Origin of the sequence: Vibrio sp. 10N.237.312.B06 (assembly GCF_041464685.1) — a bacterium.
In the GTDB taxonomy this organism is placed as follows: domain Bacteria; phylum Pseudomonadota; class Gammaproteobacteria; order Enterobacterales; family Vibrionaceae; genus Vibrio; species Vibrio tasmaniensis_A.
Map to the genome: position 1 here is coordinate 1 of NZ_JBFSPI010000110.1, position 15,406 is coordinate 15,406.

A 15,406-nucleotide genomic window follows, 5' to 3' on the forward strand; every position below is an offset into this window, starting at 1 on the left:
TGTGTTACCGGTTTTATTGTTAATTTATAGACTCATCTAAGCGGAGAAGAGCCCTTCTTCTATGCTAACTAGGTTCTATACCAACTAGCTTTTATTCGAACTACTTCGTGCAGCAATCACGGTTTTCGTTAGCAAAACACAACGCAAATCGTTAAGTATAAAGAATTGACAAAGCCCCTCGACTGGTTATTTTATGAACTATAAAATAGCCAAGCTAAAATATGTGAGGCGAGTCCTTCAATTAGCAAATTTGATAACAATTTAGACTGTTTTTTAGCCTTTACTTTGCCAAAGGTAGGATAATTCTCCTGTCGAAAGTGAGACTTCATTAGGAGGCGTTATGAACATTAAACTCGGTCATGTCATGTCATCAAGTCGACTCATTTGCTTTGTCGCTTTTCTCGCTGCCACATTCGCGTGGATTCTAAAAATGCCCGCTCTTTTTTCTGTGTCAGCGCTATTCTTACTGATCAGCGCTATTGTCTATGTCGTTGATCTTTGGAAGAATCAAAGAAAGAACCGCGAAGCTTAAGACGAACGACTAAAGCAACACGCATTAAAAAAGGAGCACTTAGGCTCCTTTTGTATTTTTCAGTCAAGGCTTTGTCTATCTAACGATGCTCAACTTACGCCTTTACATAAAGACGTTAAAACTAGCGACGAAAGTTACGACCGTTGCCGCCACGACGCTCTTTAAATGCTGACGCTGCTTTAGCTTGTGATGCTAGAATCGATTCAACCGTTAATTCCATTGGCTCACGAGGTTCTAACCCGTGACGGAATGTACGTGAACGCGGAGGCATCTGGTATTCGATATCAGAAGCTTTAGGCATGCGCTTGAAACGGTAAAGGTAGAAATTCTCTACTTTCTCACGAGCCCACTCTGTTTTCTTCAAGTATTTAACGGCACTTGCTACTGTCGGCTTAGTGTTAAAGCAGTTCATGCGCATTGCTGCATCCAAAATTTCCCAACCGTAATGATCCACTAATTCGTTGATCATAGTTTCAAGCTTTAAGCCATGCAGTGGGTTGTTTTGTTGCAGTTCGATTCTTTCTTCTTCAGTCATAACATTACCTTTTCCAAGGCAACTAAAGGCCTTGAATTTACTCTAGAACACCGTCATCACTGACCGCTTCTAGCTCAATCATTTGGGCATATCATCCATTGCCCTTATCTATGCCTTTATGATGGCATAAAGCATGCTCGTTATCCTATTTATCTTTCAATTTAATTTTAATATGGTCACTTACCATCCTGATGTTGCGTGTAATACAGCCGCCCCTACTAAAAAGGGTCTGTCTTAAAGATCCACCAAACTAGCTCAAGTTAACAAAAACCATGATAGAAGAATGAAATATCCCTACTTTACCAATGGAATTTAAACTTATTAGAACGCAGTGTTGCTAATTAACAGCGAGGTGCTATGTTAGAAGTGGTATAGAAACCTACTAATAATGATATTAAACAATGATATAACTATAAATAAAGGTTGGCTTTGACCATGTTTGACTACTCCCAAATCAGCAGAGTAGCCGCCCAAGATAAAGACATTATCGCCATCGTTGATGATCTCTTTCGGCTAGCTCGCGAACATTACCCCATTCTGTCTAGGCTTTCGGTCGTGCTATGCAATGAAAATAGAGCATCGAACTATTTTGTTTCGGATACTCTGTGCCAAGAAGCCGAGCATCGCTACATTGAACAAGAACTTAAGCCAGAATCAGCGTTATCTAGAATGGCTGAGTCTTTAGATACTCGAATCATCCACGACCTCACCACCATTAGCCCAACCAAACAAATATCTCACCTGCTCGATATCGGTCATCAAAGCAGTTACACAACACCTATTCATCACCAAGAAAGTAATCTTGGGTTTGTGTTTATCAATGCTTCATCAGCGGGGTTCTTTGCTAACCAAACCATCCAGTGTGATATCGCTTATCTCACTCAAGTGATCTCTAGCCTTTTCGTTCAATGGTTTGAGCGCCAACGTCACTTTCAATCCTCTTTAGCGATTGCTTTAAACATGGGTCATGCTCGAGATCCAGAAACCAAAGAGCACCTCATTCGCATGGGTAAATACAGTGAACACATTGCTCGTACTCTGTCGCACACCAAAAGGGAAATTACACACCAATTCATTCATCGAATTCGGCTGTATGCACCTTTTCACGACATAGGTAAATATCGAATTCCAGATAGAGTGCTATTCAGTAGCGCACGCTTTAATGAAGAAGAAAGAGCCGTCATGGACAATCACACCTTGTACGGTGAAGAAATGATTAACAATGTGGTTGCCCTATCATGCCATATCGCTATGTGTTCTGAGGAAATCCAATTCATTAAAAACATCGTACGTCATCATCATGAAAGGTTTGATGGCACAGGGTTGCCCGATGCTTTGAGTAACACAGCGATACCGCTAGAGGCACGCATCGTAACCTTAGCCGATGTATTCGATGCGCTGATGAGCAAAAGAGCCTATAAGCACGCGTGGACACTCGATGAAGTCATGGATTACATTGAGGCTCACTCGGGTTCGATGTTCGACCCTGAGTGTGTTGTGGCTCTTAAACAGAACCTAGATGGCTTTATGGCAATTAGGGAACAATACAATGATGATGTTCGACCGCACGTCATGACAGCTTGAACTGTAACGCCTTGGTTGTGTAGACCAAAGAAAACGCGAACCAACAAAAAAGGATGCCAATTGGCATCCTTTTATTTTCTAGTTTCAGCTGAAAGAACAAACGTGTTCTTTACTGATTCTAACTAATGATTATACGTCGTAAGTTGTAGAAGCAGTGTCGCCGCCTGTACCAGTCCAGTTTGTGTGGAAGAATTCACCACGTGGACGGTCAGTACGCTCATAAGTGTGAGCACCGAAGTAATCACGTTGAGCTTGTAGAAGGTTCGCTGGAAGACGAGCTGTAGTGTAGCCGTCTAGGAACGTTAGTGCAGAAGTCATACATGGCATTGGGATGCCTGATTCCATAGACTTAGCTGCAACTTTACGCCAAGCGCCCATGCAGTTGTCTAGGATGCCTTTGAAGTATGCATCTGAACCTAGGAATGCGATCTCTGGGTTCGCTTCGTAAGCATCACGAATGTTGCCTAGGAATGCAGAACGGATGATACAACCGCCACGCCACATAAGAGCAACGTTACCGTAGTTTAGATCCCAACCGTTTTCGTTCGACGCTTCACGCATTAGCATGAAACCTTGAGCGTAAGAGATGATCTTAGAAGCAAGTAGAGCCTGACGGATTGCATCAACCCACTCTTGCTTGTCGCCTTCAACTGGAGCAACAGTCTTACCGAACAGTTTCTCAGCTTCAACACGTTGATCTTTAAGTGCAGACAGGCAACGAGAGAATACAGACTCAGTGATTAGAGTCAGTGGGATACCCATGTCTAGTGCATTAATACCTGTCCATTTGCCCGTACCTTTTTGGCCAGCAGTGTCTAGGATCTTCTCAACTAGCGCTTCACCGTCTTCATCTTTGTAACCAAGGATATCAGCAGTGATTTCAACTAGGTAGCTGTCTAGCTCAGTTTTGTTCCAGTCAGCAAATACAGCCTGCATTTCGTCGTGGTTCATACCTAGGCCATCTTTCATGAACTGGTATGCTTCAGTGATAAGCTGCATGTCACCGTATTCGATGCCATTGTGAACCATCTTAACGAAGTGACCAGCACCGTCGTTACCAACCCAATCACAACAAGGCTCACCCGCGTCAGTTTTCGCAGAGATACCTTGGAAGATAGGCTTAACCGCTTCCCAAGCTTCAGGAGAACCGCCTGGCATGATAGAAGGACCGAAACGAGCACCTTCTTCACCACCAGAAACACCCGTACCGATGAAGTGGATGCCTTTCTCGCGAAGAGCGGCAACACGACGGTTAGTGTCTGGGAAGTTAGTGTTACCACCATCAATGATGATGTCGCCTTTGTCTAGAAGTGGTACAAGCTTGTCGATGAACGTATCTACAACATCACCAGCACGAACCATAAGCATCACTTTACGTGGCGCTTCTAGCTTCTCAACTAGCTCTTCTAGAGAGTAAGCACCAACAATGTTAGTACCTTTAGCTGGGCCTTCTAGGAACTCGTCTACTTTCGCAGCAGTACGGTTGTGAGCCACAACTTTGAAGCCGTGGTCGTTCATGTTTAGGATAAGGTTCTGACCCATTACTGCTAGGCCAATTACACCGATATCACCTTTCATTATTTTATCTCCTTGCGGCTATTCGCACTTATGCGATAGCACTTGCTGCATTTGAATCTAGGAACCACTCTGTCTCACCAGTTTTAGACTGGATTTTCGCTGCCGGGTAAGGCAGTTCTGAAGCAGGAGTTGTATGAATTTCTTTAACGATCTCAACTTTACCTGCACCCAGTACTAGGTAGCTGATTCGTTTTGCTGCTTCTAAAACTTTCGCTGTTTTAGAAACACGGATCTGGCCCGACTCTGGGTGAGAAGCTAATACAGATAGGTTCTCATCTTGGTAGTCAGTTACACCCGGGAATAGTGAAGCTGTGTGGCCGTCTGCGCCAACACCTAGCAGGATCCAATCGAAAACAGGCGTGCCGTTTTCTGTTGGAATCACGTCTGCCATCTCTTTCGCGAAACGCTCTGCTTCTGCTTTTGGCTCATCTTCACCACGGATGCGGTGGATGTTTTCAGCAGGAAGGTTCACGTTCGAGAAAAGTAGCGCGTTCGCTTCGCCGAAGTTGCTTTCTGCATCATCAGGTGCAACGCAACGTTCGTCGCCCCACCAGAAATGAAGGTTATTCCATTGAATGCCTTCTGCGTATGGCGCTTGAGCTAAAAGCTTGAAAAGCATTTTTGGCGTGCTGCCACCCGACAATGAAATGTGAACAGGCTTGCCCTGCTCGCTGTAAGCTTTCATTTCGTTTGCTAGGTTTTCAACGACTAATTCAGGCGTTGCAAAGATCTTGTGATTGATCATAGTTCGCAGTAATCCGTATCTGTTAAGTTTTTGCATGGGAAACGCCATGCGCGGCCATCACGCTGCAGAAGCTCATCGGCTTCTTGTGGGCCCCAAGTACCACAAGCATAGCCAAACAGTGCTTGAGGGTCTTGCTTGAAATCTAAGATCGGTTGAACGTACTTCCAACATGCTTCTACTGCATCGGTACGTGCAAACAGAGTCGCATCACCGTTCAGTGCGTCAAGAAGAAGACGCTCATAAGCCGTTAGCATCTGAGTCTCAGGCAGATCAGAGTAAGAGAAGTTCATTTTCACTTCTTTTGCTTTGAAACCTGCGCCGGGCTCTTTCAAACCAAAGCTCATCTGAATACCTTCATCCGGTTGGATACGGATAATCAGTTTGTTCTCTGGTGCATCTTGACCAAACACTGGGTGTGGTGTGTTCTTAAAGTGAATCACAATTTCAGTCACACGTGTTGGTAAGCGTTTACCCGTACGTACGTAGAAAGGAACACCATTCCAGCGCCAGTTATTGATGTGTGCTTTAAGACCAATGTACGTTTCAGTACGAGAGTCGTCTGCGACACCATGCTCTTCACGGTAACCTAGTAAGTGCTGACCACGAACATCTGATGCTGTGTACTGACCTAACACTAAGTCTTTACGCAAATCATCTTCTTCTAATGGTTTCAGACACTGAAGTACTTTAACCACTTCATCACGAATAGAATCGGCATTGATTTGAGCAGGTGGCTCCATACCAACCATTGCTAGCACTTGTAGCAGGTGGTTTTGGAACATGTCACGAACTGCGCCAGAACCATCGTAGTATCCGCCACGTTCTTCAACGCCAAGGAACTCAGCACCTGTGATTTCAACGTATTCAATGAAGTTACGGTTCCACAGAGGTTCAAACATCGCGTTTGAGAAACGAAGCACTAGAAGGTTTTGTACCGTTTCTTTACCAAGGTAATGGTCGATACGGTAGATCTGGTGTTCTTGGAAGTGATGATGGATCTCTTCATCCAGCGCTTGAGCTGATGCTAGATCGTAACCAAATGGCTTCTCAATAATCAGACGACGCCAGCCGTTCTTCTCATCGTTTAGGCCATGTGCAGCAAGGTTTGCTGGAATCACACCGTAAAGGCTTGGCGGGGTTGCCAAGTAGAACAATGTGTTATGGTTTTCGAATTGGTAGTCTTGCTCAAGCTTATCCAGACGTTGTGCTAGACGAGCGTAATCGTCTACATCTGAAGTGTTGATCGCTTGATAATGCAGATGTTCAATAAATGCATTCAGCGTCTCTGGCTCAGTTTTTTCCATTTCCTGAAGAGACTTCTTCAGCTTCTCACGGTAAGACTCGTCGCTGTACTCAGTACGGCTCACTCCAAGAATCGCAAAGGATTCTGGAAGTTGATTGCTAGCATACAGGTGGTACAAAGCAGGAATTAACTTGCGGTAAGTTAGATCTCCCGACGCACCAAAAATAACGATGCTGCTGTTTTCAGGTATTACCATCATCTTTCCTATAAAAACAAGGTTTTTAGTATTCGCCAAAGGTATCAGCGACATACGAAAATAGATAATAGGTCTTGGCTATTACATCAATAGCGAGTGCCTATTACACTTGAGAATGCGTTTGGTAAACGAGGGTGAAAGCTATCACCTCTATTCGGGACAGTATTGTCTATGAGTATTTGATTTACATCAACCACTGTGAAAGCAATCGATTAAATATTGACTGATTTCGAACAAATTATAATCGATAAGTCAGCTGTTCTATCTGGAAGAAGAAGCAAATCGGCATTCTCAAACATTGTAGTCAAGAAAGAACGGTATCTGGTCGGTGGAGTGAGCAATAAGAAAGGGAGAAAAAACCAAAACCAGCTTACTCAACTGGCTTTATATTTATTTGATAGCATCGCGTTTATCTTTGTGACTTGTTGTCGCTAAATCTATCTTCTAGCTTTATTGTAGCAGCGTTCTGGGCGACCTACTGACCCGTAATTTAAGTCAGCCACTAACTCGCCAGTCGTGATAAGGAATTCCAAATAGCGTCGAGCGGTGGTTCGACTAGCTCCAATACGTTCACCTGCCTCATCAGCTGTAATATCAGCAATGTCGGCTTGTTGGAAAATAGCTCTAATTTTATCAAGCGTTACACCATCGATCCCTTTAGGTAACGTAGAAACCTTTCGAGAATCTGCCTTGGCATTGGCTTGCAGCATCTTGTCGACCAAGCCTTGGTTTAAGTCAGACACACTTTCAAATTCTTGTTGTTGCGATTGGTACTTTTTCAGTGCCGCTTCCAAACGAGGAAACATCACAGGTTTCAGTAAGTAGTCGACGACTCCACCACGCATCGCCTGTTGCAGTGTGTCGACATCTCGAGCGGCGGTAATCAAAATCACATCACAGCCCTGATTACTGCCACGAACGTGGTTCAAAATATCAATTCCGCATCCGTCCGGTAGATACACATCCAATAAAACCAAATTAGGCTTTAAGATGTCCAATTGCATTAATGCTTCAGACTGTGTGGTCGCAATCCCGACCACATCAAAGCCTCCCATCTGTTCTAAATAACGATGGTGAAGCTCTGCAATCGCAATATCATCTTCAATGACCATGACTCTCGTGATTGCGTTCATTTATGTTCTTCCTTTAACCATGCTTTTTCCGTCACTACGATCTTTACTCGATCGCTCCGTGCTCAATTATTATTGTTGTTCTTCTTTCGGTAAATACACCGTCATGCGTGACCCAAAATCAGGGTTATCAACCATTTCTAATTGCCCTTGATAACGATCTGCAAGTTGCTTAATGAGATACAAACCAACACCTCGATTCTGCTTCGCTTTACTCGATACGCCTTTTTCGGTAAGCGCATTGGTTGCCAAGTGTTTTGGCAGACCACAGCCCTTGTCTTCGACTTCCACTATGATTTCATTGCCAAAATCACTGATCGACACATCGATTACGCGACGAGCTGGTGCTATTGGCCCTTCTTGTTTAATTGCCATCATGGTGGCATCAAACGCGTTATCAATCAGGTTGCCAAGAATCGTCACGACATCCTCTGCGTTTAACCAAGCGGGTAATGCCTCAAGCCTTGATCCCTCTTCAACTTTAAGCTCCAAACCAATCTCTCGAGCTCGCTCTGTTTTGCCTAAAAGCATGCCTGCAATCAATGGATCTTTCACCGTCTCTCTTAAGAACTCAATTAAGCTCTGGTAATGAGCGGTTTCTTGACCAATCAATTGTTGAACAGAGTCCAGCTCGCCCATTTGAATCAAGCCACTAATGGTGTTTAGCTTATTTTGATGCTCATGGGTTTGCGAACGCAGTAGATCAGCATACTCTTTGGTTTGTGAGAGCTGGTCTGTTAAATCGTTGATTTCATCTCGCAATCGGAAGCTGGATACCGCCCCAACCACCTCACCAGCCACTATAATTGGGCTGCGATTAGCAATGATTCGCTTATTGTTCAGGTACAGCTCAACATCATGATCAGTGTCACCCGTTGATAACAGCTGCTCTAAATCACTGCCCACCAACACATCTGATAGACGTTGCTGATTGAGTGCTTTATCTCTGTCTATCGATAAAATATCGCAGGCACTCTTATTAATTGAACGCAAAATGCCGTTCTTATCAATGCTCAAAATACCTTCTTTCACGGTACTCATAGTCACATCAAGTTCTACATATAAGCGGCCAATTTCTTCTGGCTCAAAGCCTAAAATAGCGCGCTGAAAACGGCGAGACACATAGCTTGAAATCACCGCATTGACGGCAACCACCAGCAACGCCATCACAATCAAAAAGGCTAAGTAAGGTTCGATTCGATCTTGCAAAGAATCCAATAGATAACCCACCGACACTACCCCAATAACGGCACCTTGGGGGTCTTTTACCGCAGATTTACCACGGACAGAGAAGCCAAGTGAACCTTTAGCCGTCGACACATAAGACTCGCCCAATATCAACGCTTTTTGGTTATCGCCACCACGCATTGGTTTACCGAGCCTGTCATCATAAGGGTGAATCAGGCGGATACCTTTATCATCTCCCACAACGATAAACGCCGCACCAATGAGTTGGGTAAGGTTACGAAACTTAACTTGAGTTTCTTCAGACAGAACGTAGGGAACGCCGTTAGGATCCAACGTTCCATTTTCTTGAATAATGCTGGTGACAAGTGGCGATTCAGATAGAAATTCAGCAACACCTAACGCTTTCAAACCCATCTCTTGCTCTTGAGATTGTTTGATGTAGTAAAAACCAGCACCTGAGAGTATCAAAAGCTCAACAAGGCCAGTGACCGTCATGATAATCAGTAACCTTTTACGGAAACTGATACTGCTCCATTTCATATTCCACCGTCCCTAGTGTTAGACGAATGATGTTAACACCAAGTTAATCGCATGACCTTTCTAGGTACGTGAATTTGTGACTGCTACTCAACTAAATAATTGAGCAGGTTGTTAATTGATAACCCTTTACGTTATTCACTTCGATTAATCGTTCATTTTTAGAACGGATTAGCTTAAAAAGCAAAATAAACGAATAAATATTGAGCTAGATCACTAAGCTTTTAGGTGTTTTTTAGGTTGTTTAAAATAAATACAATTATAATAGTTGCATATGAAGAAGTTCGTTGTTGCCAAGCCATAAGTCATGATTTTCAGACCGCGCTTTAAATCGAAATTTAGATTAACAAAAAGGCAACAACCCTTCGCTCACTGGACGTATCTATAACTAAAAGTTGCACGCTCGTCGTTACGATTGTTGAACAAACAGGTTACCTACCTAACCTCATTCATACATCTCTATTTACGCGACTGACAGGTAGACAACTCAGAGGTGACTGATAAATCAGCGCCCAATAATAAAACATTGATGAGCAGGAAGTATCGATCAGTGGCAACGTCCAATAGAAACAGGATAAAAAACATAACGTATAAACATTGTTGAAAAGGAAACCAGGCAATGAAACGCGATAACTTTGGAATTTGTCTTACTAAGACTATGCTGTTCAAACACTTACAATCGACTTTTACTCACGTAAGAGCCTATGAGAAAGACGGAACCTCTCCTCTTGATCTCAAGGTATTGTTAGCGTTCCCACAAATGTCAGGTAGAGATTTATTACAAACAATGCAAGGTTCAAGACAATTGGTGTGGCGCGCCGATCACCATTGTCCTAGCTTTAAATAAGCCACTTCATTTTGTAAGAACACTTCTATACTGAACTTAAAGAGCACGCTTTGTCGTGCTCTTTTCGTTTCAGTGATCTTTGTAGCCCACATTACTCACTTTATTACATTAACTTAACGAATTATGAGAGTTTCTAAGCATGTGAGACAATCATCTCAAGACAAATGACTATCACCCTGTTAACATTAGAGTTAATACTCTAAATGGTATTTAATACAGATGACCAAACCAAAATTCCGATACCTTGCGCTCGCCAGTATGCTTCTCGGCACATTTGCTTCGCCAGTTTTCTCTGCCCCGCTCACTTTTTCTGAAGCGTGGCAAATATTGCAAGAGAACAACAACTCACTTGCGGCTCAACAAGCCAACGTTGAGCGTTATCAACACCTTCAGAACTCAACAAGTAGCCTTAATCTACCCTCGATCACCTTGGGAGCTAACTACACGCACCTTGATAATGATGTGACTATCAATGGTAAACAGTTCGGCGATAGCTTAAGCGGCGTAGATCCAGCATTTGCACCCTTATTAGCTAAATTGGGTGGCGTTACCTCGACCATAACAGAGCAAGACATCTTCAGCTCTTCCATCCGTGCTATTTGGCCTATCTTTACTGGCGGACGAATTACCGCTGCGCAAACTGCTGCCGAAGGTAAAAGCGAAGAAGCGCAAAGCCAACTGCTGATGGAGAAACAGGCTCGCTACGAAGACTTAAGTAAATATTACTTCTCGGTGATCTTAGCGGAAGACGTCGTGAGAACACGTCAAGCCGTTGAAGCTGGCTTAACTCAGCATCGTGATTTCGCCATCAAGCTTGAACAGCAAGGACAAATTGCTCGAGTAGAACGTCTGCAGGCGGATGCTTCTTTGGATAAAGCCGTTGTTGAACGAACCAAAGCGCAGAACGACCTCAAAATTGCTCAATTAGCACTGACTCAGATCCTTGGTCAGAGCCAAAGTGTCGAACCTTCAGAACAACTCTTTATCAACAAAAACCTGCCTCATATGGACGTATTTGTTGATCAAACCCTCATGACCTACCCAGGCCTTAAAATCCTTGAAGCAAAAGAGAAACAAGCGAGTAGCTTGATCAAGGCTGAAAAAGGCAAATACTACCCAGAAGTTTACCTTTACGGTGATTACAGCCTGTACGAAGATGACTCGCTAGCCAGTGAAATGAAACCCGATTGGTTAGTCGGTATTGGTGTGAATGTACCGCTACTTGACACGTCAGGTCGTTCCGACAAAGTCGCTGCCGCTCATAGCGCCGTGTCTCAAGTCCAGTTTCTTAAGTCGCAAGCCAAGCAAGACTTAACCGTTTTGGTACAAAAGACCTATCTTGAAGCAAACCAAGCAATTGAAGAAGTTCAAGGCCTCAACTCAAGTCTGTCTTTAGCTCAAGAAAACCTTTCACTTCGTAAAAAAGCCTTCACTCAAGGGTTATCCAATTCGTTAGAAGTGGTTGATGCTGAGCTTTATCTTGCAAGCATTAAAACACAGCAATCTGCTGCTCGATTCAAATACCTAATTTCTCTTAATAAGCTGTTAGCACTCACCAGTGAAATGAATGCTTATTCAAGTTACTTAACGTCTTCTGTCCCGTCTGACTTCGATTCAAAAGCAGACACCGCTAACCAGTCAAAAGGATAATTCATGAAACCTATTAAGCCATTTATTCTCTCTCTGGTTGGTATCGGCATTATTGGCTGGGTTGGATACGGCTTTTACCAAGCGTACCAACCACAGCCTGTTAAGCTTCAAGGTCAAATAGATGCGCAGCAATACAGCATCTCATCGAAAGTACCCGGAAGAATTGATGAAATATTCGTGCGTAAAGGCGATTCGGTTGAAAAAGGCGAATTGATCTTCTCCCTACTTAGCCCAGAAATTGACGCTAAATTAGAGCAAGCAAAAGCCGGTCAAAAAGCCGCTGGTGCATTAGCAAAACAAGCAGAGAATGGCGCGCGTACTCAGCAAATCCAAGCCGCTAAAGACCAATGGTTGAAAGCCAAAGCAGCTGCCGATCTCATGGATAAAACTTACCAACGTGTAAACAACCTTTATAACGATGGCGTGGTTGCCGAGCAAAAACGTGATGAAGCCAAAACACAGTGGCAAGCGGCGAAGTACACTGAAAGCGCTGCGTTCCAAATGTATCAATTAGCACAAGAAGGTGCTCGTGACGAAACCAAAGTGGCAGCCGCTCAAAAAGCGTTAATGGCAGCTGGCGCAGTAGCGGAAGTTGAAGCTTACGCAAAAGACACACAGATCCACAGCTGGTTTAGTGGTGAAGTGGCTCAAGTACTATTAAGTAGCGGTGAGTTAGCTCCTCAAGGTTTCCCTGTTGTGACCGTGATTGACACTAAAGATGCATGGGCGGTGCTCAATGTGCGTGAAGATATGTTGAAACATTTTGAGAAAGGCAGCCAATTTGAAGCTTACCTTCCAGCTCTGGATAGATCATTAACTTTCCAAGTGACTCACATTGCCGTAATGGGTGATTTCGCGACTTGGCGTTCAACAGACGCAGCACAAGGCTTCGACTTACGCACTTTTGAAGTAGAAGCGCACCCTGTCGATACCAACGAAACACTGCGTATGGGCATGAGCCTAGTGGTTGAGCTTTAGGTGACGTATGTCTGCTAACTTTCGCTCTATAAGCTCGCCATCTACAGAATCGCAATCTAGAAGCTCTCAATCTATGTGCTCGCAATCCCCTGATCATCACAAAGTGACGAGTACCTTGCTGAGGCAGTGGGCGATAGTCCGCAAAGACAAGTGGTTGTTGTCGTGTCTAACTTGGATACCCTTGCTGCTTGCAGCAAGTATTTGGCTGATTTTCTCGCAAGGCATCGCCCGCGATTTACCCGTTGCGGTTGTCGACCTTGAACACAGTCAAATCTCGCAACAGTTCACGCGCCTTGTTGATGCGTCACCTACCCTACAAGTGACTCAGAAATACAGCTCGGCGAGTGAAGCGGCTAAAGCGATGATTGAACGCGATATCTACGGCTACGTTGTGATACCAAAACACTTCGACCGTGATCTCTACCTAGGTTTGAACCCTCAAGTGTCTGTGTTCTACAACAGTCAATTCATCTTGATAGGTAAACTGGTCAACTCAGCACTGTTGCAGGCTCAAGGGACTTTTAACGCTCAGCTTGAAGTCGTTAAACAGCTTTCACACGGTGATACCACGGTGCAATCAGCATTAGGCCAAGCAGTCACGGTACAAAGTCAGATTACGCCGTTGTTTAACAAAAACACCAGCTATGCACAGTTCTTGGTGTCTGCTGTTATTCCAGCTTTATGGCAAATTATGATTGTGGTCGGCACGATATTGGTTTTAACGGCGAACGTTAGAGCTCGTGGCCTTCACGCTTGGTTATCCAACGCCCCGTTGAAGTCACTAACGTCAACATTAACGCCCTACCTTGTCTTGTTTTTGATGTTTGGTATCGCATTTAGCTTTTGGTTCTATGTCCTCTTAGACTGGCCGTTTAACGGCAGTTTTGTGGCATTAACCATTGCCCAACTGCTTACCGTCATCAGTTGTATCATCATGGGGTGTTTGTTTTTCTTCTTAACGCTTGATCCAGCAAGGGCGATGAGTTTCGCTGGCGCCTTTACAGCACCAAGCTTTGCATTCATGGGTATTACTTTTCCAGTCACCGACATGAACACGGCGGCGCAAATCTGGAGAAGCTTATTGCCCGTGAGTCACTACATCGAAGTACAGACAGCACAATCCAGTTATGGCGCGAGCGCGGCACAATCGCTAATCAGCCTCTCCTCTATGTTGTGGTATGCAGTTCCTGCTTTCGTGGTGATGTTATTAATTAAGAAACACTTGGCACGGTCAGTTCTGTCTGCACAAGCGGCTATATCATCAGAAGCAACATCGTCAGCACAGCCAGATACATCAGCACAACAAGGAGTAAAACGATGAGCTTTACTCAACTGCTCAAGCAAGAACTGTTAGCGGTACTGCGCAACCCTGTTGTACTTCTTACGGTATTTGGTGGTGTGGTCTTCTATTCATTCTTGTATCCGTTGCCTTACGCAAACCAAGTTCCTCAACAGCTTAAAGCTTCCGTTGTGAACTTGGATAAGAGCCAAAGCAGCTACCAGTTAGAAAGAATGGTAGATGCCACGTCTCAAATTGACTTGGTACGCCGTGACTCCACCATCGCCGATGCTAAGCAAGCTGTTCTTAATCAAGAGATTGGCGGTTTCATCGTCATCCCAGAGAACTTCTATAAAGACTTGCTCCTAGGTAAGAGCCCGACGCTTTCTTACGCTGGTGATGCATCTTACTTCTTAGTCTACGGAACCATTGTTGAAGGGCTTGCCAAGGCAGGCGGCACGTTAGCTGCGCAAGTTAAGGTCAGCCACTTGTTGGTTGAAGGTGTGCCGTTAGAATCGGCTGCCAAAGGCTACAGCGCGTTTAGCTTGAACCTAAAACCAACCTTCAATAGTCGCATGGGCTACATTGATTACGTGGTTCCAGCGGTGTTTGTGTTGATCCTACAACAAACCTTGGCTATGGCTTCTGGCTTAGTCGGTGCAACACAAAACGCTCAATCGACGTTTGGCTATTGGAGTAAGAGCTCTCCAGCGAAACTGATGCTTGCTCGCTGTTGTACCTTAGTTGGCATTTATTACCTGTTGTCGATGTATTACTTCGGCGCAAGCTTTTCGATGTATGGCATTAACCTGCTTGCTTCCATAACAAACATTTTGACCTTACTCCTGCCCTTCTTATTGGCCAGTTGTTTGATTGGGATTTTTGTCGGTGAGCTGGTTCCAAGAAGAGAGTTAGTCACGGTTGTGGTGTTAATCAGTTCAATGCCACTCATTTTTTCTTCTGGGTTTATCTGGCCCGTTGAAATGATGCCTGAATGGTTAGTACTGTTATCACAGCTATTTCCGAGTACACCAGCGATTCAAGGTTTCTTAGCACTTAATCAGATGGGTGCTTCTTGGCAAGAAGTGGCGTCTCAATGGACTCTGTTATGGGGGCAAGTCGCTCTATGGGGATCGCTGTTAGCGCTCAAGCTCTTTCATAAATCAAGTAAGAGCATCAGTCGAGTCAGTCCCCACTAGCTTAGCTAAGAATGTTGAACCATCAGATTTATGGTTCTTCAAAAAACCATTTAAAAGCTCTGATAAAGGGCTAATGCCGTTCACTTAAGAGTGAACGGCATTTTTGTTCTTAGCATACCGTTGTG

The 15,406-nt window shown here is 44.2% G+C and carries 13 protein-coding genes; 7 read left to right on the forward strand and 6 right to left on the reverse strand.

Annotation, left to right across the window (positions count from 1 at the left end):
- Window positions 1-340: 340 nt before the first annotated feature.
- Window positions 341-532, forward strand: coding sequence for a hypothetical protein (locus tag AB6C75_RS20960; RefSeq protein ID WP_004733590.1), 192 nt, complete (start codon window positions 341-343; stop codon window positions 530-532).
- Window positions 533-653: 121 nt separating this feature from the next.
- Here the strand turns inward: AB6C75_RS20960 and AB6C75_RS20965 are convergent, their stop codons facing one another.
- On the reverse strand, window positions 654-1,067 hold the full coding sequence (locus AB6C75_RS20965; protein WP_012603790.1) for a VF530 family DNA-binding protein: 414 nt from the start codon (window positions 1,065-1,067) through the stop codon (window positions 654-656).
- A 423-nt stretch (window positions 1,068-1,490) separates the two neighbouring features.
- On the opposite strand from AB6C75_RS20965, the gene AB6C75_RS20970 reads away from it, so the two are divergent.
- The gene (locus tag AB6C75_RS20970) at window positions 1,491-2,651 is read left to right on the forward strand and encodes an HD-GYP domain-containing protein (RefSeq protein ID WP_372109061.1); all 1,161 of its coding nucleotides are present in this window, start codon (window positions 1,491-1,493) and stop codon (window positions 2,649-2,651) included.
- A 129-nt stretch (window positions 2,652-2,780) separates the two neighbouring features.
- On the opposite strand, the gene gnd is transcribed toward AB6C75_RS20970, so the two are convergent.
- From gnd to AB6C75_RS20995, 5 genes are all read right to left on the reverse strand, one after another.
- Complete coding sequence (gene gnd / locus AB6C75_RS20975) at window positions 2,781-4,229, reverse strand: decarboxylating NADP(+)-dependent phosphogluconate dehydrogenase (RefSeq protein WP_004733587.1); 1,449 nt, start codon at window positions 4,227-4,229, stop codon at window positions 2,781-2,783.
- Window positions 4,230-4,257: 28 nt separating this feature from the next.
- Window positions 4,258-4,974 (reverse strand): 6-phosphogluconolactonase, encoded by a 717-nt coding sequence (pgl, locus tag AB6C75_RS20980; protein WP_012603788.1) that lies wholly within the window; start codon window positions 4,972-4,974, stop codon window positions 4,258-4,260.
- Window positions 4,971-6,473, reverse strand: a complete 1,503-nt coding sequence (zwf, locus tag AB6C75_RS20985) for a glucose-6-phosphate dehydrogenase (protein ID WP_029222938.1) — start codon at window positions 6,471-6,473, stop codon at window positions 4,971-4,973. The genes pgl and zwf overlap by 4 nt, the downstream gene beginning before the upstream one ends.
- Before the next feature lie 437 nt (window positions 6,474-6,910).
- Window positions 6,911-7,606: a response regulator gene (locus tag AB6C75_RS20990; protein ID WP_372109063.1), complete on the reverse strand. Its 696-nt coding sequence runs from the start codon at window positions 7,604-7,606 to the stop codon at window positions 6,911-6,913.
- Window positions 7,607-7,675: 69 nt separating this feature from the next.
- Entirely contained in the window at window positions 7,676-9,286 is a 1,611-nt protein-coding gene (locus tag AB6C75_RS20995; protein WP_372109072.1) for an ATP-binding protein, read from the reverse strand.
- 661 nt (window positions 9,287-9,947) lie between these two features.
- On the opposite strand from AB6C75_RS20995, the gene AB6C75_RS21000 reads away from it, so the two are divergent.
- From AB6C75_RS21000 to AB6C75_RS21020, 5 genes are all read left to right on the forward strand, one after another.
- A complete protein-coding gene (locus AB6C75_RS21000; RefSeq protein WP_009846577.1) occupies window positions 9,948-10,175 on the forward strand; it encodes a hypothetical protein in 228 nt (75 codons plus the stop codon).
- Between the two features lie 219 nt (window positions 10,176-10,394).
- Window positions 10,395-11,825 (forward strand): TolC family protein, encoded by a 1,431-nt coding sequence (locus AB6C75_RS21005; protein WP_372109065.1) that lies wholly within the window; start codon window positions 10,395-10,397, stop codon window positions 11,823-11,825.
- A 3-nt stretch (window positions 11,826-11,828) separates the two neighbouring features.
- Window positions 11,829-12,803: an HlyD family secretion protein gene (locus tag AB6C75_RS21010; protein WP_017101092.1), complete on the forward strand. Its 975-nt coding sequence runs from the start codon at window positions 11,829-11,831 to the stop codon at window positions 12,801-12,803.
- Window positions 12,804-12,810: 7 nt separating this feature from the next.
- Window positions 12,811-14,124 (forward strand): ABC transporter permease, encoded by a 1,314-nt coding sequence (locus tag AB6C75_RS21015; RefSeq protein ID WP_372109067.1) that lies wholly within the window; start codon window positions 12,811-12,813, stop codon window positions 14,122-14,124.
- Complete coding sequence (locus AB6C75_RS21020; RefSeq protein ID WP_372109069.1) at window positions 14,121-15,281, forward strand: ABC transporter permease; 1,161 nt, start codon at window positions 14,121-14,123, stop codon at window positions 15,279-15,281. The genes AB6C75_RS21015 and AB6C75_RS21020 overlap by 4 nt, the downstream gene beginning before the upstream one ends.
- Window positions 15,282-15,406 lie beyond the last annotated feature (125 nt).

Bases quoted from the DNA above. Each gene is read 5' to 3' on its own strand.
- AB6C75_RS20960 (WP_004733590.1), top strand. From the start codon at position 341: ATGAACATTAAACTCGGTCATGTCATGTCATCAAGTCGACTCATTTGC.
- AB6C75_RS20965 (WP_012603790.1), bottom strand. From the start codon at position 1,067: ATGACTGAAGAAGAAAGAATCGAACTGCAACAAAACAACCCACTGCAT.
- gnd (WP_004733587.1), bottom strand. From the start codon at position 4,229: ATGAAAGGTGATATCGGTGTAATTGGCCTAGCAGTAATGGGTCAGAAC.
- pgl (WP_012603788.1), bottom strand. From the start codon at position 4,974: ATGATCAATCACAAGATCTTTGCAACGCCTGAATTAGTCGTTGAAAAC.
- zwf (WP_029222938.1), bottom strand. From the start codon at position 6,473: ATGGTAATACCTGAAAACAGCAGCATCGTTATTTTTGGTGCGTCGGGA.
- AB6C75_RS20990 (WP_372109063.1), bottom strand. From the start codon at position 7,606: ATGAACGCAATCACGAGAGTCATGGTCATTGAAGATGATATTGCGATT.
- AB6C75_RS20995 (WP_372109072.1), bottom strand. From the start codon at position 9,286: ATGACGGTCACTGGCCTTGTTGAGCTTTTGATACTCTCAGGTGCTGGT.
- AB6C75_RS21000 (WP_009846577.1), top strand. From the start codon at position 9,948: ATGAAACGCGATAACTTTGGAATTTGTCTTACTAAGACTATGCTGTTC.
- AB6C75_RS21005 (WP_372109065.1), top strand. From the start codon at position 10,395: ATGACCAAACCAAAATTCCGATACCTTGCGCTCGCCAGTATGCTTCTC.
- AB6C75_RS21010 (WP_017101092.1), top strand. From the start codon at position 11,829: ATGAAACCTATTAAGCCATTTATTCTCTCTCTGGTTGGTATCGGCATT.
- AB6C75_RS21015 (WP_372109067.1), top strand. From the start codon at position 12,811: ATGTCTGCTAACTTTCGCTCTATAAGCTCGCCATCTACAGAATCGCAA.
- AB6C75_RS21020 (WP_372109069.1), top strand. From the start codon at position 14,121: ATGAGCTTTACTCAACTGCTCAAGCAAGAACTGTTAGCGGTACTGCGC.